This is a genomic window from Pseudomonas sp. NPDC088414 (genome assembly GCF_044753325.1).
Lineage (GTDB): Bacteria > Pseudomonadota > Gammaproteobacteria > Pseudomonadales > Pseudomonadaceae > Aquipseudomonas.
Genome location: NZ_JBIVMY010000038.1, coordinates 1 through 18,522, shown reverse-complemented (window position 1 = coordinate 18,522; position 18,522 = coordinate 1). Strand labels below are relative to the sequence as shown.

The 18,522-nt window shown below is 59.5% G+C and carries 18 protein-coding genes, 1 other RNA gene and 1 pseudogene; 4 read left to right on the top strand and 16 right to left on the bottom strand.

Annotated features, from left to right (window positions below; genetic code table 11):
• Positions 1–3: 3 nt before the first annotated feature.
• The 9 genes and pseudogenes from mraY to rsmI all read right to left on the bottom strand — a co-directional run bounded on the left by mraY (position 4) and on the right by rsmI (position 9,070).
• On the bottom strand, positions 4–1,086 hold the full coding sequence (gene mraY / locus ACIP8I_RS23745; RefSeq protein ID WP_007961631.1) for a phospho-N-acetylmuramoyl-pentapeptide-transferase: 1,083 nt from the start codon (positions 1,084–1,086) through the stop codon (positions 4–6).
• Complete coding sequence (gene murF / locus ACIP8I_RS23740; protein WP_400764359.1) at positions 1,086–2,453, bottom strand: UDP-N-acetylmuramoyl-tripeptide--D-alanyl-D-alanine ligase; 1,368 nt, start codon at positions 2,451–2,453, stop codon at positions 1,086–1,088. Before murF ends, mraY begins: the two co-directional genes overlap by 1 nt.
• Positions 2,446–3,909: a UDP-N-acetylmuramoyl-L-alanyl-D-glutamate--2,6-diaminopimelate ligase gene (locus ACIP8I_RS23735; RefSeq protein ID WP_400764358.1), complete on the bottom strand. Its 1,464-nt coding sequence runs from the start codon at positions 3,907–3,909 to the stop codon at positions 2,446–2,448. Before ACIP8I_RS23735 ends, murF begins: the two co-directional genes overlap by 8 nt.
• Positions 3,909–5,647 (bottom strand): annotated as a pseudogene (locus ACIP8I_RS23730) (peptidoglycan D,D-transpeptidase FtsI family protein). The gene ACIP8I_RS23735 and the pseudogene ACIP8I_RS23730 overlap by 1 nt, the downstream one beginning before the upstream one ends.
• A complete protein-coding gene (gene ftsL / locus ACIP8I_RS23725) occupies positions 5,647–5,940 on the bottom strand; it encodes a cell division protein FtsL (protein WP_007961627.1) in 294 nt (97 codons plus the stop codon). The pseudogene ACIP8I_RS23730 and the gene ftsL overlap by 1 nt, the downstream one beginning before the upstream one ends.
• On the bottom strand, positions 5,937–6,884 hold the full coding sequence (gene rsmH / locus ACIP8I_RS23720) for a 16S rRNA (cytosine(1402)-N(4))-methyltransferase RsmH (protein WP_400764356.1): 948 nt from the start codon (positions 6,882–6,884) through the stop codon (positions 5,937–5,939). Before rsmH ends, ftsL begins: the two co-directional genes overlap by 4 nt.
• Positions 6,881–7,336, bottom strand: coding sequence for a division/cell wall cluster transcriptional repressor MraZ (gene mraZ, locus ACIP8I_RS23715; protein WP_003228026.1), 456 nt, complete (start codon positions 7,334–7,336; stop codon positions 6,881–6,883). Before mraZ ends, rsmH begins: the two co-directional genes overlap by 4 nt.
• A gap of 401 nt (positions 7,337–7,737) precedes the next feature.
• An RNA gene (rnpB, locus tag ACIP8I_RS23710) (RNase P RNA component class A) lies at positions 7,738–8,091 on the bottom strand.
• Between the two features lie 73 nt (positions 8,092–8,164).
• Entirely contained in the window at positions 8,165–9,070 is a 906-nt protein-coding gene (rsmI, locus tag ACIP8I_RS23705) for a 16S rRNA (cytidine(1402)-2'-O)-methyltransferase (RefSeq protein WP_210558548.1), read from the bottom strand.
• A 177-nt stretch (positions 9,071–9,247) separates the two neighbouring features.
• On the opposite strand from rsmI, the gene ACIP8I_RS23700 reads away from it, so the two are divergent.
• The 4 genes from ACIP8I_RS23700 (at position 9,248) to ACIP8I_RS23685 (ending at position 12,694) form a co-directional block, all read left to right on the top strand.
• On the top strand, positions 9,248–11,059 hold the full coding sequence (locus ACIP8I_RS23700; RefSeq protein WP_400764355.1) for a penicillin-binding protein activator: 1,812 nt from the start codon (positions 9,248–9,250) through the stop codon (positions 11,057–11,059).
• Positions 11,059–11,421: a YraN family protein gene (locus ACIP8I_RS23695; RefSeq protein WP_007961623.1), complete on the top strand. Its 363-nt coding sequence runs from the start codon at positions 11,059–11,061 to the stop codon at positions 11,419–11,421. Before ACIP8I_RS23700 ends, ACIP8I_RS23695 begins: the two co-directional genes overlap by 1 nt.
• Positions 11,422–11,525: 104 nt before the next feature.
• Positions 11,526–12,119 carry a phosphoheptose isomerase gene (locus tag ACIP8I_RS23690; RefSeq protein ID WP_007961622.1) on the top strand — a complete coding sequence of 198 codons (594 nt, stop codon included), beginning with the start codon at positions 11,526–11,528 and terminating at the stop codon, positions 12,117–12,119.
• Positions 12,116–12,694: a BON domain-containing protein gene (locus tag ACIP8I_RS23685; RefSeq protein ID WP_007961621.1), complete on the top strand. Its 579-nt coding sequence runs from the start codon at positions 12,116–12,118 to the stop codon at positions 12,692–12,694. The genes ACIP8I_RS23690 and ACIP8I_RS23685 overlap by 4 nt, the downstream gene beginning before the upstream one ends.
• Before the next feature lie 132 nt (positions 12,695–12,826).
• Here ACIP8I_RS23685 and ACIP8I_RS23680 read toward each other — a convergent pair.
• The 7 genes from ACIP8I_RS23680 to rpsI form a co-directional block, all read right to left on the bottom strand.
• A protein-coding gene (locus tag ACIP8I_RS23680; protein ID WP_400764353.1) for an IS3 family transposase occupies positions 12,827–14,064 on the bottom strand; the annotation gives its coding sequence in 2 pieces (ribosomal slippage) (positions 12,827–13,701 and positions 13,701–14,064; 1,239 coding nt in all).
• 95 nt (positions 14,065–14,159) lie between these two features.
• Entirely contained in the window at positions 14,160–14,573 is a 414-nt protein-coding gene (locus tag ACIP8I_RS23675; RefSeq protein WP_003228047.1) for a ClpXP protease specificity-enhancing factor, read from the bottom strand.
• A gap of 16 nt (positions 14,574–14,589) precedes the next feature.
• A complete protein-coding gene (locus ACIP8I_RS23670; RefSeq protein WP_007961620.1) occupies positions 14,590–15,207 on the bottom strand; it encodes a glutathione S-transferase N-terminal domain-containing protein in 618 nt (205 codons plus the stop codon).
• A gap of 146 nt (positions 15,208–15,353) precedes the next feature.
• Positions 15,354–16,136, bottom strand: a complete 783-nt coding sequence (locus ACIP8I_RS23665; RefSeq protein ID WP_007961619.1) for a cytochrome c1 — start codon at positions 16,134–16,136, stop codon at positions 15,354–15,356.
• Positions 16,136–17,347 (bottom strand): cytochrome bc complex cytochrome b subunit, encoded by a 1,212-nt coding sequence (locus ACIP8I_RS23660; protein ID WP_007961618.1) that lies wholly within the window; start codon positions 17,345–17,347, stop codon positions 16,136–16,138. The genes ACIP8I_RS23665 and ACIP8I_RS23660 overlap by 1 nt, the downstream gene beginning before the upstream one ends.
• The gene (gene petA / locus ACIP8I_RS23655; RefSeq protein ID WP_003228055.1) at positions 17,347–17,940 is read right to left on the bottom strand and encodes a ubiquinol-cytochrome c reductase iron-sulfur subunit; all 594 of its coding nucleotides are present in this window, start codon (positions 17,938–17,940) and stop codon (positions 17,347–17,349) included. The genes ACIP8I_RS23660 and petA overlap by 1 nt, the downstream gene beginning before the upstream one ends.
• A 271-nt stretch (positions 17,941–18,211) precedes the next feature.
• A partial coding sequence (rpsI, locus tag ACIP8I_RS23650; RefSeq protein WP_400764349.1) for a 30S ribosomal protein S9 occupies positions 18,212–18,522 on the bottom strand: 311 nt, incomplete at its 5' end.

Genomic DNA, 18,522 nt, shown 5'->3' with positions numbered 1-18,522 from the left:
GTTCTACCTCAGCTTCAGGGTGGCAAGGCCGATCAGCACGAGAATCACGGTGATGATCCAGAAACGGACGATCACGCGTGGCTCGGGCCAGCCCTTGAGTTCAAAGTGATGATGAATCGGTGCCATGCGGAACACGCGGCGACCGGTCATTTTGAAAGAAGCAACCTGGATGACCACCGACAGGGTTTCCATCACGAACACGCCGCCCATGATGAACAGGACGATTTCCTGACGCACGATCACCGCAATGGTGCCCAGTGCCGCGCCCAGCGCCAGTGCACCGACGTCGCCCATGAACACCTGCGCCGGGTAGGTGTTGAACCAGAGGAATCCGAGGCCGGCACCGATCAGTGCGCCGCAGAATACGATCAGTTCGCCCGCGCCCGGCACGTAAGGAATCAGCAGGTATTCGGCGAATTTCACGTTACCCGACAGGTAACAGAAAATTCCGAGGCCGCCGCCGACCATCACGGTTGGCATGATCGCCAGACCGTCGAGGCCGTCAGTCAGGTTGACCGCGTTACTCGAACCGACGATCACGAAGTAGGTCAGCACGATGAAACCGGCGCCCAGCGGAATGCTGTAGTCCTTGAGCATCGGCAGGATCAGCGTGGTTTCCACCGGCGTGGTCGCGGTCATATAAAGGAAGATCGCCGCGCCCAGACCGAACACCGACTGCCAGAAATACTTCCAGCGGCTTGGCAAGCCACGGGAGTTCTTCTCGATCACCTTGCGGTAGTCGTCGACCCAGCCGATGGCGCCGAACAGCAGGGTCACCAGCAGCACGACCCACACGTAGCGGTTGCTCAGGTCTGCCCACAGCAGGGTGCTGACACCGATGGAAGACAGAATCAGTGCGCCACCCATGGTCGGCGTACCCGACTTGGACAGGTGCGATTGCGGGCCGTCGTTACGAACGGACTGGCCGATCTGACGGTTCTGCAGGGTGCGAATCATCCACGGGCCATAGCACAGCGACAAAACCAGCGCGGTCAGCACACCGAGGATCCCGCGCAGGGTCAGGTACTGGAAGACCGCGAAGCCTTTGTAGAACTGTTGCAGATACTCCGCTAGCAGCAGCAGCATTAATGTTTCTCCAGACTGGACCCGCACAGAGCCGCAACGATGTTTTCCATCGCTGCACTGCGCGAACCCTTGATCAAAATGGTGGTGTTTGTGTCCTGCTCGGCGTCGAGGGCCTGGATCAGTTCGGCTTGCGTGCCGAAGTGATGCGCCTCTTTGCCGAATGCGTTCACGGCGTGGACCATGTTCGGCCCGACCGCGTAAAGCGCGGAAACCTTGCCCCGGGCGTATTCGCCCACGTCGCGGTGCCCCTGCTCCGCCCAGTCGCCCAACTCGCCGATATCTCCGAGCACCAGGACGGTGCGGCCGGAAAAGCCGGCGAGTATATCAACGGCAGCGCACATGGAGGTGGGGTTTGCGTTGTAAGTGTCATCGATCACGCGCATGCCGTTCTTCGCCAGTTGCGCGACGGTGCGACCCTTGACCGGTTGTACCGCGCCAAGCCCGGTGGCAATGCCGAACAGCGACACGCCCAGGGCGTGAGCGGCAGCGGCAGCGGCCATGGCGTTGGCGACGTTGTGGGTGCCGAGCAGGTTCAACTGAACGTGCTCCACACCTTCAGGTGTATGCAGGTTGAAAGCCGGGCAACCCCGGGTATCGGTGCTCAGGTCGCTGGCGTAGAAATCTGCCTGAGGATTGCTCAGGGAGAAGGTCAGCACCTTGCGTGCGCCGGCGCGGAGCTTCCAGATACCAAAAGCCTTGTCATCGAGATTGAGCACAGCAACGCCATCCGCTGCCAGCCCGTCGATGATCTCGCCTTTGGCTTCGACGATTTTTTCCGGCCCGCCGAACTCGCCAACGTGGGCGGTGCCGGCATTGTTCAGAATTGCCACGTGCGGCTTGGTCAGCCCGACGGTGTAGGCGATTTCACCCAGACGCGAAGCGCCCAGTTCGATCACGGCGGCGGTGTGTTCCGGGGCCAGTTCGAGCAGGGTCAGCGGTGCGCCGAGATCATTGTTCAGATTGCCGCGCGTCGCCAGCACCGGACCGCGGGTACGCAGGATGCTCGCGAGCATTTCCTTGACCGTGGTCTTGCCGCTGGAGCCGGTGATGGCCGCAACGGGCTGGGTGAACGCGGCACGGTTCAACGCACCCAACTGGCCGAGGGCCTGGCGGGTGTCCTTGACCAGCAGTTGCGGCAGGGTGCTATCGGGCACTTCGCGCTCGACCAGTGCCGCCACCGCACCTTTGCCGGCGACATCGTTCAGATAGTCGTGACCATCGAAGCGCGGGCCAGTCAGGGCAATAAACAATTGGCCAGCGGTGATCGCGCGGCTGTCAATGCTGACGCCATCAAAACTGGCGTCGGTGCTGATCAGACGTGCGTCGAGCACGTTGGTCAGCTCGCTCAATTTCAGCGCCTTAAGCATGGGCCACCTCCCACGCGGTGAGGGCATGATCGGCCTCGACCAGATCGGAAAAAGCGTGCCGCTCGCCGTTGATTTCCTGATAGTCCTCGTGACCTTTACCGGCCAGCACGATCACGTCATCCGCCGAAGCACCGGCGATCAGTTGGGCAATCGCCTGACCGCGACCGGCGACGAAAGTAACTTTATCCACAGCGCTGAAGCCGGCGCGAATGTCGTCGAAAATCTGTGCTGGATCTTCCGTGCGCGGGTTGTCATCGGTGACCAGTACGCGATCAGCCAGACGCTCGACCACTTCGGCCATCAGCGGACGCTTGCCGCGATCACGATCACCGCCACAACCGAACAGGCACAGCAACTGGCCTTTGACGTGTGGGCGCAATGCAGTCAGAACTTTTTCCAGCGCATCCGGGGTGTGGGCGTAATCGACCACCACCAGCGGCTGAGTGCCGCCACCCAGACGCTGCATGCGTCCGGCCGGGCCTTCGAGTTTCGGCAGCACCTTGAGAATTTCGTCGAGGGCATAGTCCAGACCGAGCAAGGCACCGACCGCGGCCAATACGTTGCTCAGGTTGAAACGGCCCAGCAGCGTGCTGCGCAGGTGATGTTCGCTCTGCGGCGTGACCAGCGTGGCGCGTACACCGTGGTCATCGAACTGCGCTTCACGGCAGAACAGATAAGCACTGCTGTCGAGCAGGCTGTAGGTGATCAGCCGCGACTCGCGTTTTTCAGCGGCCAGTTGCCGACCGAAATCGTCGTCGAGGTTGACCACGCGGCACTTCAGATCATTCCAGGCGAACAGCTTGGCCTTGGCCTCGGCGTACGCCTGCATGGTGCCGTGATAATCCAGATGATCGCGGGACAGGTTGGTCATCACCGCGACGTCGAACGCCAATGCAGTGACCCGGCCCTGATCCAGACCGTGGGACGAAACTTCCATGGCCACGGCTTTGGCCCCGGCCTTTTTCAGGTCGCCCAGAGTCGCTTGCACGGCGATCGGGTTCGGCGTGGTATGCAGACCGCTTTCCAGCGCGCCATGGAAGCCGGAACCCAGCGTGCCGACAATGCCGCAGTGCTGACCGAGCAGATCGAGTGCCTGCGCGACCAGTTGGGTCACGCTGGTCTTGCCGTTGGTGCCAGTGACGCCAATCAGGTTCAGGTGATGGCTCGGCTCGCCATAAAAGCGCCCGGCAATATCGGACAGCTGCGCCGCCAGGCCTTTGACCGGAATCAACGGCACTTCGGTGATCGGCAGCACGGTGGCGCCTTCCACTTCATAGGCAACCGCCGCCGCGCCGCGCTGCAAGGCATCGGCGATGTGCGCACGGCCATCGAACTTGCCGCCCGGCACGGCGAGGAACAGGTCACCCGCGCGTACGTTGCGGCTGTCCAGCGCCAGTTCACGGATCAGCAGATCGTGGCCGGCGTGGGGGAATATCTTGTTCAGACTAAGAGACATCAGCCGCGCCCTCCATTGGCTTTCAGCGGAACGACCGGGGTGGCGTTGGCCTGTTGGGTGGTCGGCAGGTTGTCCGGGGTCACGTTCATCAGACGCAGGGTGCCGGACATCACACGGCTGAACACCGGCGCCGACACCAGACCACCGAAGTAACCGGCCTTGGACGGTTCATCGATCACCACCACGATGGCGTAACGCGGATCGCTCATCGGGCCGAAACCGGCGAACAGCGAGCGGTAGGAGTTTTCGGCGTAGCCCTTGGTGCCCACCGACGTTTTACGTGCAGTACCCGACTTGCCGGCCACGTGATACGCCGGCACCTGCGCACGGAACACGCCGCGCGGTGCTTCGATCACTTGCTGCAGCATGCCTTGCATGGTTTTCGCGACGGCTTCCGGCAGCACTTGAGTGGTCTGCGGCGGCTTGTCGGTTTTGATCAGGGTCAGCGGCGCGAGACGACCGTTGTTGGCCAGCGCCGAGAAGGCGTGAACCAGCTGGATCGCGGTCACGGAAATACCGTAGCCGTAAGACAGCGTCGCGGTTTCCGCCTTGCGCCAGTCGCGGTAGTTCGGCAGGTTGCCGACACGCTCGCCGGGGAAGCCCAGACCGGTATCCTGGCCGAGGCCGACTTTCTGTGCGAGACGGTAAATGGTCTCGCCACCGATATCGAACGCGACCTTGCTCATGCCGACGTTACTGGAATTGATCAGGATGCCGGTCATGTCCAGCACCGGGCCTTCGGTCTTGGAAACGTCCTTGATCGTGTACTTGCCGATCTGCAGGGACCCCGGATACACCTCGACGGTGTCGCTCGGCTTCCAGCGGCCGGACTCGATGGCGGCGCTCATCGAGATCGCTTTCATGGTCGAACCCGGTTCGAACACGTCGATCATCGCGCGGTTACGCATCATCGCCGGCTGCAGGTTGCGACGGTTGTTCGGGTTGTAGGTCGGCTGGTTGACCATGGCGAGACTCTCGCCGGTCTTCACGTCCATGATCACCAGGCTGCCGGCCTTGCGCCGTTCTCGATGATCGCGTTGCGCAGCTCGCGGTTGGCCAGGTATTGCAGGCGCAGGTCAATCGACAACGCCAAGGGCTTGCCGGCCTTGGCGTTCTTGGTGACCTGGACATCCTTGATCAGCCGACCGCGCCGATCCTTGATGACCTGCCGCTTGCCCGGCACCCCGGCCAGCCACTCGTCGTAGGCCAGCTCGACGCCTTCGCGCCCGTGATCGTCAATGTCGGTAAAGCCGACCATGTGCGCGGTGACTTCACCAGCCGGATAGAAGCGGCGGAATTCTTCGATGCCGTAAACGCCCGGCACTTTCAGGTCGAGCACAGCCTGGCCCTGCTCGGGGGTCAGCCCGCGCACCAGGTAAATGAATTCTTTGTTGGCCTGGGCTTCGAGACGTTCGGCCAGGGCTTTCGGGTCCTGACCCAGCGCGGCGGCCAGTGCTGGCCACTTCTCTTTGGCGGTCTGCATTTCCTTGGCGTTGGCCCACAGGGTGGTCACCGGGGTACTCACGGCCAACGGCTCGCCGTTACGGTCGGTGATCAGACCACGGTGCGCAGGAATCGGAATATGACGCAAGCTGCGCGCGTCGCCCTGCCCCTTGAGGAAGTCACGATCAACCACTTGCAGGTCGATGATGCGCCAGCAGATCGCCGCGACCATCACGCCGAGCAGGGCCACCATCAGGCGGAAGCGCCACGGGAAAAGTGCGCCTTCGAGTTTCATCATGGCGCCACCATCTTCACGTCAGCCGCGCCAGGGATGTGCATTTTCAGTTGTTCGGTGGCCAGCACTTCGATGCGGCTGTGCGCAGTCCAGGTGCTTTGCTCGAGAATCAGGCGCCCCCACTCGGCCTGCGCCTTGTCGCGCACGCTGAGTTCGTTATAAAGATTGTTGAGCAACTGCCGGTTCCAGTGCGCGCTGTAAGACACGCCGATGGCCGACACGAGCACGCCGATAAACAGCAGCAGCATGATAAAGCTGCCGCCTGGCAGGGGCTTGGCGAAAAGCTTGCTCACCGCAACTTCTCCGCGACACGCATGACAGCGCTACGGGAACGTGGGTTGGCTTTGAGTTCGGCGTCGGAGGCCGTCTGCGCTTTGCCGTGAATTTTGATTTTCGGTTCGAACGCCACGTGGCGCACGGGCAGGTTGCGCGGCAGGTTGTCGGCTTCGCCTTTCACCAGCTTGCGCATGAACAGTTTGACGATGCGGTCTTCCAGCGAGTGGAAGCTGATGACCACCAGACGGCCACCGATTTCCAGAGCATCCAGCGCGGCTTCGAGGCCGGCTTCCAGATCGCCCAGTTCGTTGTTGACGTGAATGCGCAACCCCTGGAACGCACGGGTCGCCGGGTTCTTGCCCTTCTCCCACGCCGGGTTGGCGACTTTCAGAACTTCAGCAAGATCAGCAGTGCGCTCGAACGGCTTGATGTCGCGGCGCTCGGCCACGGCACGGGCCATGCGCCCGGAGAAACGTTCTTCGCCGTATTCCTTGAACACCCGGGCGATTTCTTCCACCGGCGCGGTGTTGACGAACTCGGCGGCGCTGATGCCACGGGACGGATCCATGCGCATGTCCAGCGGGCCGTCATTGAGGAAACTGAAGCCGCGCTCGGCGTCGTCGAGCTGCGGCGAAGACACGCCGAGATCGAGCAGGATACCGCTGACCTTGCCGCTCAGACCTTGCTCGGCAACCACCGAACCCAGCTCGGCAAAGCTGCGCTGCACAACGACAAAGCGGCCGTCTTCGGCCGCTAGCGTTTGCCCGGTGGCAATCGCTTGTGGATCTTTGTCGAACCCGATGAGTCGACCGTCCGTCCCGAGCTGGCCGAGGATCAGCCGACTGTGCCCGCCGCGCCCGAACGTACCGTCCAGATAGCAGCCATCAGGACGTACGGCGAGAGCCTCGACGGCTTCGTCAAGCAGTACGGTGATGTGGTTAAAGCCGCTATCAATAGTCACAGGATCAAATCACGCAGTTCGTCAGGCATGGCGCCCGGTTGTTGAATAGCAGCAAGGTCAGCGGCAGACACCGCGTTCCATGCATCCTCGTCCCACAATTGGAACTTGTTCAGTTGGCCCACCAGCATCGCTTTCTTATCAAGCTTTGCGTATTCGCGCAGACGCGGCGGAACCAGAAAACGACCACTGCCGTCGAGTTCGAGGTCGACGGCATTACCAATCAATAAACGCTGCAGGCGACGGTTCTCTTCGCGAAGCGAAGGGAGCGCGCGCAACTTGGTTTCAATGATTTCCCACTCGTCGAGCGGGTAGACACACAGGCACGGATCAACGGCATCAATGGTCACGATCAATTGGCCGGAACTACGCGAAACGAGCTCGTCACGGTACCGGCTCGGCATGGCGAGACGGCCCTTTGCATCGAGACTGATAGCGTTAGCTCCGCGAAACACGTCAGCGTTTCTCCAATTTTTATCGTTTTGAGCTCAAAAAACCCACTTCATGCCACTTTCCGCCACTTGCGCACACTATAGGAATGCGCCCACCACACCGTCAAGGCGCGGATCAAAGGAAAACCCTTACAGAACGGAGATTTAGGAGCTTAAAAGGAGGGGTAACGACAATTTGGCGGACACTTTTGACCAATAACTTGATGCAGCACTGAAAGCTGCGCTCGGAAGTTAAAGTAATTTGTTAAGAGTAAGATTTTTTCGGTATTACAAAAGCGCTTCTGCTGTTGATTGAAGCAAGGTGGGAAATGGCTATTACTGCATTTGCCGCTGCCGGACTTTAGCGCAGGCCTGCCGATAATAACCAGCCCTGATGCCATTGATTCAAGCAGGGAAAGAAAAAGGTGGAGAGTCGATCTGTAAGCCGGGTTCTGTCTTGAACAGTCATTCGTCTACGATGGCCATCACTGGACATCTTTAGCAACCTACCCGGTCCCAGCGCGGGCCACGCCTTGGGACCCTATTTGGGGGTGCTCCGGGTGGGGTTTACCTAGCGACGAAGTGTTGCCAGTCGTGCGGTGCGCTCTTACCGCACCTTTTCACCCTTACCGGCGCCGAAGCGCTTAGGCGGTTATTTTCTGTGGCACTTTCCGTAGGCTCACGCCTCCCAGGCATTACCTGGCACTTCGCCCTATGGAGCCCGGACTTTCCTCCCCCCCCTAATTTTCATAGAGGGCAGCGACTGTCCGATCGACTCTCCGCCGCGCAGGTTAACGGCAGAGCGCCCGAAGAACAAGCGCTAATAGCCGTGAAACCCGTCTGCGCGACGGGTTACTCGCCCTTCTGCTGTTCCAGTGCAACCTGATACAGCACGTTTTTGCGCTCGCCGGTGATTTGCGCGGCCAGGGCGGCAGCGCGCTTGAGCGGCATCTCTTCGAGCAACAGATTGAGCACGCGCATCGCTTCGCTGCTGACGGCGTCTTCGGACTCCGGTGCAGACCAGCCGGCGACCAGCACCACACACTCCCCCCGCTGCTGATTGCTGTCGGACTCGACAAACGCACGCAACTCAGCCAGCGGCAACCCCTTGAGCGTCTCGAAAGTCTTGGTGATTTCCCGGGCCAGCAATGCCTGACGCTCTCCACCGAACACGGCTTCCATGTCCTGCAGGCATTCGAGAATGCGATGCGGGGCCTCGTAGAAAATCAGCGTGCGCGGCTCTTCTTTGACCGCTTCCAGGCGGGCCTTGCGCCCTACCGACTTGGCCGGCAGGAAGCCTTCGAAGATGAATCGGTCGGAGGGCAGGCCCGCCGCCGACAGCGCCGCGATCAAAGCACAGGCGCCCGGCACCGGCACCACATTGATCCCCGCCGCCCGCGCCTGACGCACCAGGTGGTAACCCGGATCGGAAATCAGCGGCGTCCCGGCATCGGAAATCAACGCGACGTTATCGCCCGCCAGCAAACGGGTAATAAAGCGGCTACCTTCATCACGTTCGTTGTGTTCGTGGCAGGCGGCCAACGGCGTGGCAATGCCGAAGTGCTGCATCAACCGCGCCGAGTGCCGCGTGTCTTCGGCGGCGATCAACGCCACTTCGCGAAGGATTTTCAGAGCCCGGGCGCTGATGTCGTCCAGGTTGCCGATGGGCGTCGCCACCACATAAAGCGAGCCAGCAGCGGAATTCAAAGGACCTGGAGCAGTCAAAGCGCACACCTCGTGTTCGGTAAAAGCCGGCATTGTAACGCGTCACGAGGCTTGCGAACCGTATGAGCCGAGCGCGGTTTTGCGCGCCGTTGTGCGCCGCCGCAACATTTACTCCAGCTAAATTGATTGATTCACGCCAGTAACATCGCGCCCCGGCCAGTGCTTGGGTACAATTCCACGCTAATTTGATCGAGTATCAGGAACACTTACATGATCGCTTGCCTGCGGCTGTTCACTGCCCTCTGCCTCGCTGCCTTGCTGGCGGCCTGCGCCAGCTCCCCTTCCTCCAGCCTTGGCGAACTTCCACGGACTCCGGATGCCAGCATCGAGCAACTGCTCGAACAGGCTACCCAGGCCAAGACGCCGGAAAAAGCCGCCCTGTTGCGCTTGAGTGCGGCAGACCTGGCTTATCGCCAGGGCAACGCCGGCCAGTCCGCGCAGATCCTGCAACAAGTGCCGATGGAGCAGTTGAAGCCAGGCCAGCAGATCTTCGCCAGCACCCTGTCCGCTGAACTGGCGATGACCCGCAATCAGCCGAAAGCTGCGCTGACCGCCCTGAGCCATCCAAGCCTGCAGCACCTGAGCGAAATGCCGGAAGATCAGCAAGTGCGCACCGGCACCGTGCATGCCCGGGCACTGGAAGCCGATGGCCAGACCCTGGCGGCCGCTCGCGAGCGCATCTTCATCGCGCCAATGCTCAAAGGCGAAGCCGCGAGCAAGAACCACGAAGCGATCTGGACCCTGATCGCCTCGCTGCCAACCGATCAACTGCAACCCAACACCGCCGACGACCTTGGTGGCTGGATGGGCCTGGCCCTGGCAGTGAAAACTGCCGGCACCCTGGAACAGCAGCAAGCCGCAATCGATACCTGGCGCGCACAAAACCCGAAACACCCGGCGGCAATCAACCTGCCGCTGCCCCTGACCAAACTCAAGGAACTGGCTAGCCAGCCCCTGAGCAAGATCGCCCTGCTGCTGCCGCAAGACGGCCCACTGGCCTCGGTCGGCAAGGCCCTGCGTGAAGGTTTCATGGCGGCGCACTATCAAGCGCAACAGGCCGGCCAGAAGCCGCCCGCCATCGAGTTCTACGACAGCTCCAAGCTGACCTCGATGGACGAGTTCTACCGCAAGGCCCAGGCTGATGGCGTGCAACTGGTGGTCGGTCCGCTGGAAAAACCGCTGGTCAAACAACTGAGCACCCGCCCGCAACTGCCGATCACCACCCTCGCGCTGAACTACAGCGAAGGTGATCAAGGTCCCGCGCAACTGTTCCAGTTTGGTCTGGCCGCTGAAGACGAAGCCCGCGAAGTCTCGCGCCGTGCCCGCGCCGACGGCCTGCATCGCGCCGCCATCATGGTGCCGAAAGGTGAATGGGGCGATCGCGTACTGCGTGCGTTCAGCCAGGACTGGCAAGCCAATGGCGGCAGCATCGTGGCCACCGAACGTGTCGATCAGCCGGTGCAACTGGCCCAGCAGATCGCCGACATGTTCCAGCTGCGTCAAAGCGAAGCCCGCGCCAAGAGCCTGCAGAACGCTGCCGGCACCAACGTAGCCGCGCAGCCGTCACGCCGTCAGGACATCGAATTCATCTTCCTGGCCGCCACGCCGCAGCAGGCGCAGCAGATCAAGCCGACCCTGAACTTCCAGTACGCCGGTGACGTTCCGGTTTACGCGACTTCCCACGTGTACAGCGCCAGTGGCGATGTGAACCAGTACAACGACATGAACGGTGTGCGTTTCTGCGAAACCCCATGGTTGCTGGAAACCAGCGACCCGCTACGTCAGCAAGTGGTTGCGCAATGGCCACAGGCCGCCGGCAGCCTCGGTCGTCTGTACGCGATGGGCGTGGATGCCTATCGCCTGGCACCACGCCTGGGTCAACTCAAGGCCCTGCCGGACAGCCGCATCGAGGGTGAGTCCGGCAGCCTCGGCATGACCCAGACCCAGCGCGTTGTACGCCAACTGCCTTGGGCGCAGTTCGTCAGCGGTCAGGTTCAGCGCCTGCCGGACACCCCGCGCTGATGCCCGACGGCTCGCACCTGCAAAGCGGCAAGGATGCCGAGCGCCAGGCGCTCGAGCATCTGCAACACCAGGGTCTGCGCCTGCTGGCGCAGAACTGGTCATGCAAACGGGGCGAGCTTGATCTGGTCATGCTTGATGGCGATACAGTAGTATTCGTCGAAGTCCGCTACAGAAAAAACACTCAATGGGGTGGCGCGCTCGCTAGCATCGATGAGCGCAAACGGCAGAAACTGATTTTCGCCGCGCAGTATTTTCTTCAGCGCGAGTCACGCTGGGCCGATTCCCCTTGCCGCTTCGACGTGGTGGCCATCGACAGGCACCCGGATCAGTTGAACTGGTTGCAGAATGCGTTCGATGGTTGATTCTCTGCACACCACCCCGGACACTTTCACCGACAATTTTTGCTCTTTGCTTTGCGGGCTGCACATTCACGTGCCGAACAGCCGCGCCACTTAAGGTCACACAGATGGACATGCAATCCCGAATTCGCCAGCTTTTCCAGGCCAGTATCGACACCAAGCAACAGGCGATGGACGTACTTGCACCGCACATCGAGCAAGCCAGCCAGATCATGGTCAATGCCCTGCTCAACGAAGGCAAAATGCTTTCGTGCGGCAACGGCGGCTCTGCCGGCGACGCCCAGCACTTCTCCTCGGAGCTGCTCAACCGCTTCGAGCGCGAACGCCCGAGCCTGCCGGCCATCGCCCTGACCACCGACAGCTCGACGATCACCTCGATCGCCAACGACTACAGCTACAACGAAGTGTTCTCCAAGCAGATCCGCGCACTGGGTCAACCAGGCGACGTATTGCTGGCGATTTCGACCAGCGGTAACTCGGCCAACATTATTCAGGCGATCCAGGCCGCACATGATCGTGAAATGATTGTCGTAGCATTGACTGGCCGCGATGGCGGCGGCATGGCTTCGCTGCTGCTGCCTGAAGATGTCGAGATTCGCGTACCGGCCCATGTCACTGCACGTATTCAGGAAGTCCATCTGCTGGCGATCCATTGCCTCTGCGATCTGATCGACAGCCAACTGTTCGGGAGTGAAGAATGACCCCTAATCGCCTTGGCCTTCTGGCCTTGACCCTGTGCCTCGGCATCAGCGGCTGCACTTCGGTGGTGAATGCCAGCCGCGAGGCGCCGATTGAAGACGACCGCGGCACCCGAACCTTCGGCAGTAAAATTGACGACTCGCTGATCGAGACCAAAGTCGGCGTCAACGTGGCCAAGGCCGACCCTGGCCTGGACAAGGACTCGCATATCGTCGTCACCAGCTTCAACGGCGTGGTGCTGCTCGCCGGCCAGACGCCGCGCGAAGACCTTAAGGCCAAGGCCGAACAGGCCGCCGCCAACGTCCAGCGCGTGAAGAAGGTGCACAACGAGCTGCAAGTGATTGCGCCATCGAGCTTCCTCGCCCGCCAGAACGACGCCTGGCTGACCACCAAGATCAAGACCCAGATGCTGACCGATGCCAGCATTCCCGGCTCGCGCATCAAAGTCGTGACCGAGAATGGCATCGTCTATCTGCTGGGCCTGCTGACCAAGCAGGAAGCGCAACAGGCGACCAATCTGGTGCAGAGCGTTTCCGGTGTGCAGAAAATCGTGAAGCTGTTCGAATACATCGACTGATCCGCACTTCTGTAGGAGCTGCCGCAGGCTGCGATCTTTTGATTTTGTTTTTAAGATCAAGATCAAAAGATCGCAGCCTCGTTCCACTCGACAGCTCCTACAGGAATAGAACTGTCTAGTCCTGAAATAGGTTTACACCTTTTTCATACAAAACGCCCGATGCACCGCATCGGGCGTTTTGTATTTCAAAGACAGGTGCGGCCGCTCGCCGTTATAGATCGATATCGACTCACTCACCATCTTCTTCGCTTGCAGCAAATCCTGCGGCCGTTGGAGCATAAGCTCTGTCTTTAATATTCCGTTGACCCGCTCTGCCAAGGCATTTTGGTAGCAGTCATAGCCGTCCGTCATTGAACAGCGAATGCCATATTTCGCGTGCAACGCTTGGTACATCCCCGAGCAATATTGGATACCTCTATCTGAATGATGCACCAGCGACTGCTCTGTCCGACGGTGCTTTACCGCACGGCGCAATGCCTGTGCTACCGACTCGGTATGAAGGCTTTCATGGACGTGATAGCCCACGATCTTTCGCGAAAATGCATCCGTTACCAGGCTCAGATAGGCCACACCTTCCTGAGTGGGCAAATAGGTGATGTCAGCCACCCAGACTTGTTCCGGGCCGCTTGGAACTACCTGATCAGGACCTGGCTTGAGCAGGTTCGGGTGGCGGTGAAAGCGATGATGACTATTGGTCGTCTTGTGATAAGACCGCTTGCGAGCTACCAATAAACGTCTTTCCCGCAGAATCGAAAACAGCCGATCTCGACCCACTTGCAGTTCAAGTTGGGGCTGGCAATGCAGCAAGTAATGCAGCTTTCGGGTGCCCAAACGCGGCTGCCGCTGACGTTTTTGCTGAACGAAATCGGCAACCTTCTGATCCAGCCCCAGACGAGCAGCATCGGCGCGATTGCGTTTGTAGTAAGCCTGTCGGCTTATCCCCATGAACTGGCAAGCCCTGCTGATGCTCAGGTTTTGGATTCGTTTTTGCGCGAGGACTTGCCGGGACGCTTTTTTACGACAGAGAGACCGTAGTCATTCTTCAAGACATCCACGACCGCCTCGAAAAACTGCGCTTTCTGATTGGACAGCACGAGCTGTTCTTCAAGCTCTTTGATGCGTTGCTCTGGCGTTAATGGTCGGTTTTTGTCGGGCATAGACCCCATCCTCGGCGAGCCAATGTATGTGCCTGGGCTCCAATCCTGCCGACCATGCTTGCGTAACCACGTCAGAACGGTCGTTTTGCCTTGAATCCCGTAGCGCTCCTGAGCCTCTTTATAACTCAGCTCGCCTTTTTCAACCTGATCGACGACCGACAATTTAAAGGTCAGCGTGTAGTCTCGCTGACTACGCCTTTTTGCTGATTCCATTACGTCCTCCTGAAAAATAGATCAGAAGGTGTAAACCTTATTCAGGACGGGACAAACAGATATAAAAAGGCGACCCTCTCGGGTCGCCTTTTTTATTACTTCACCACTTTCAAGCTTGGCCGGCCGCTTGGGCGCGGCGGCTCGCTGTCCGGTGGCGGCAAGTCGTCATCGGGCTCGATATCGTCTTCGTCATCCATCGGCGACTCGAGATCGAACACCATGCCCTGCCCGTTCTCCCGGGCATAGATACCCAGGATCGCACTGATCGGCACATACAGGCTGTGCGGAACGCCACCGAAGCGACCCTCGAAGGTCACCACGTCGTTGTCCATGTGCAAGTGACGCACGGCGCTGGGCGAAATGTTCAGGACGATCTGCCCGTCACTGGCGAAACCCTGCGGCACCTGCACCGCCGGGTATTCGGAATTGACCAGCATGTGCGGGGTGCAATCGTTATCCACAATCCACTCGTAGAGCGCGCGGACCAGATAAGGTCGACTGGAGTTCATAGCGGCTCCTTAAGCCTTAGCGCATATCGCGTTCGACGCCAGACAGACTCGCCTGGAAAGCCTCACGCGCAAACTGGCGCTCCATATAATCAAGCAGCGGCTTGGCCGGCCGCGGCAGTTCAATACCCAGAATCGGCAAACGCCAGAGTATTGGCAATAGGCAGCAATCCACCAGACTTTGTTCCTCACTGAGGAAAAACGGCTTGTCGGCAAACAGCGGCGACACGCCCGTCAGGCTTTCACGCAATTCCTTGCGCGCCACGACACGCGCGGCCTCCTTGGACTTGGGATCAAGAATCAGATCCACCAGACCACACCAGTCACGCTGAATACGATGAATCAGCAGACGGCTGTTGGCACGCGCCACCGGATAAACCGGCATCAGTGGCGGATGCGGGTAACGCTCATCCAGATATTCCATCACCACGGTCGACTCCCACAACGCCAGGTCGCGATCGACCAGTGTCGGGAGACTGCCGTAAGGGTTCACCTCAATCAGTTTAGGCGGCTGGCGACCAGCTTCCACGTAAATGATTTCGGCGCTGACACCCTTCTCTGCAAGCACGATGCGCACTCGGTGGGAATAGTGGTCGGCGGGGTCGGAGTAACAGGCCAACCGATTGGTCACGCCCATGGCGATCCTCCTCGCTTGTTGAAATGATCGGAACCGGAAAAACGCGCGCGCCCAGAGGGCGCCTCCCGCAATGCCTGGCGAACCAGACCTTGCGTTATCGGAGGCGCCCTTGGGCGCGCGCGATTAACAGCAATGCTTGAAGCGTATCAGTGCACGTCTTTCCAGTATTCACGCTTGAGCAGGTAGGCGAACACAAAGAAGAACGCCAGGTACAGCAAGACGTAAGTACCGATGCGCTGATGTTGCAGCTTAACCGGGTTAGCCGAGTAAGCCAGGAAGGTTACCAGATTCTTGACCTTCTCATCGAACTGCTCTTCGTTCAGAGCACCGGTTTTCGGCACGATGGTCAACTGATCGCACGCTTCATGGGTCAGCGGCGTACCGGTCAGCGGATCGTATTGCTTCTTGCCGTCTTCGACGATCTGCACTTGCTTGCAGCCCACCACCTGACGACCTTGCAGGCCGACCAGCACGTTAGGCATGCCGACGTTCGGGAAGACCTTGTTGTTCACGCCCCATGGGCGCGCCGGATCTTCGTAGAACGAGCGCAGGTAACCGTAGAGCCAGTCAGTACCACGCACGCGAGCCACCAGGGTCAGATCCGGCGGAGCAGCACCGAACCAGGTCTTGGCGTCCGCTGGCTGCATGCCGATGTTCATGTGGTCGCCGATCTTGGCGCCGGTGAACACCAGCTTCTCGAGCATCATGTCGTGGGGAATGCCGAGGTCATCGGCCACCCGCTCGTAACGCTGGAACTTGGCACTGTGGCAGCCCATGCAATAGTTGGCGAAGGTCCGCGCACCATCTTGCAGGGCAGCCTTGTCGGACACATCGATATCGACTTTTTCCAGCTCCGGGCCACCATGTTCGGCGGCGAAAGACAGCACTGGCAGAGCAGCAAAAATCAGAGCAAAAAATAACTTTTTCATCAGCCAGTCACCCTTTCCGGAACCGGTTTGGTCTTCTCGAGCCTGGTGTAGAACGGCATCAGAATGAAGTAGGCGAAGTACAGGAAGGTGCAGACCTGCGATACCAGCGTGCGCTCCGGCGTCGGAGCGAGTACGCCCAGAATGCCGAGGATCACGAACGCGATGCAGAACACCACCAGCCAGATCTTGCTCATCCAGCCCTTGTAGCGCATCGATTTGACCGGACTGCGGTCAAGCCACGGCAGCACGAAGAGCAAGGCAATCGAGGCGCCCATGGCGATAACGCCCATGAGTTTGTCCGGGATCGCACGCAAGATCGCGTAGAACGGCGTGAAGTACCAGACCGGCGCAATGTGCTCAGGTGTCTTGAACGGGTTGGCTTGCTCGAAGTTTGGTTTTTCGAGGAAGTAGCCGCCCATTTCCGGGAAGAAGAACACGATAAAGCAGAAGATAAACAGGAACACCACCACGCCGACAATGTCTTTGACGGTGTAGTACGGATGGAAAGCAATGCCGTCCAGCGGCACACCGTTTTCATCTTTGTGCTTCTTGATGTCGACGCCATCCGGGTTGTTCGAACCGACTTCGTGCAGCGCCAGAATGTGCAGCACCACCAGACCCAGAATCACAATCGGCAGCGCCACGACGTGCAGGGCGAAGAAGCGGTTCAGGGTGATTCCGGAGATCAGGTAGTCACCACGAATCCACTGGGTCAGGTCGTTGCCGATCACCGGAATCGCACCGAACAGCGAGATGATCACCTGGGCACCCCAGTAGGACATCTGGCCCCACGGCAGCAGATAACCCATGAAGGCCTCGGCCATCAGCGCCAGGTAGATCAGCATGCCGAACACCCAGACGAGTTCGCGTGGTTTCTGATACGAACCGTAGAGCAGGCCACGGAACATGTGCAGATAGACCACGATGAAGAACGCCGAGGCGCCAGTGGAGTGCAGCAGACGCAGGATCGAGCCGTACTCGACGTCGCGCATGATGTATTCGACGGAAGCGAATGCCTCTTCTGCCGACGGGGTGTAGCTCATCGTCAGCCAGACACCGGTGACGATCTGGTTGACCAGCACCAGCAGTGCCAGCGAGCCGAAGAAATAGAAGAAGTTGAAGTTTTTTGGCGCGTAATACTTGCTGAGATGGTCTTCCCACATTTTGGTCGCGGGGAAGCGCGCATCAACCCAATCCATGAACTTGCTCATCACGCTTTCTCCGTATCGACGCCAATGACAATCAGGTCATCGGTCTCATAGGAATGCGGGGGAACTGGCAGGTTCAAAGGCGCAGGTTGCGACTTGTAGACGCGGCCAGCCAGATCGTAGTGGGAACCGTGGCAAGGGCAGAAATAGCCGCCGACCCAGTCTTTACCCAGATCCGCAGGTGCCACTTCGGGACGGAAGGTTGGTGAGCAACCCAGGTGCGTACAGATCCCGATCAGCAGCAGAATTTCCGGCTTGATCGAACGCACTTCAGGGTCGACATAGGTAGGTTGCGTGGAGTTTTTGGAAGTCGGATCGGAGAGCTGGCCCTCGATCTTTTTGAGATTCCCCAGGATTTCCGCAGTACGGCGGACAATGAACACCGGCTGGCCGCGCCACTCGGCAATCATCTGCTGTCCTGGCTCGATCTTGCTGACATTCACTTTCACCGGTGCACCGGCGGCTTTCGCCTTGGCACTGGGAAACCATGACCCCACGAACGGGACCGCAGCCCCCACCGCTCCTGCAGCACCCACCACGGATGTGGCTGCTACCAAGAAGCGACGCCGGCCTGCATTCACGCCGTCATTGCTCATTCAGTCCTCTCCCATCAGCTTTGTGGCCTGTTAAATCAGGCATCTACTAAATAAATCAATGTTACTTATAAAAATTTTGCCGAGATGGTAATGAAAAGCCCCAATTCTGACAAGGGAATTACCCGGAGCTCACACCCTCAAGCCTTGCAGTATAGGGGGTCTACGAATGTGGCAAGTTGTCACAGCGCAATTCTTTTGATAAATCGCAGGCATAAAAAAACGCCCGGTTCCGTGAGGAATCGGGCGTTCTTTTTTGAACGTGGAAGCGGAATTAACGCTTCGAGTACTGCGGACGCTTACGCGCTTTACGCAGACCAACTTTCTTACGTTCAACTTCACGGGCGTCGCGAGTAACGAAGCCAGCTTTGCGCAGAGCGCTACGCAGGGTTTCGTCGTAATCCATCAGAGCGCGAGTGATGCCGTGGCGGATTGCGCCAGCCTGACCACTTACACCACCACCGATGACAGTGACGTAGATGTCGAACTTCTCGACAGTCTCGGTCAGTTCCAGCGGCTGACGAACTACCATGCGGGCAGTTTCGCGGCCGAAGAACGAGTCCAGGGAGCGGTTGTTGATGGAGA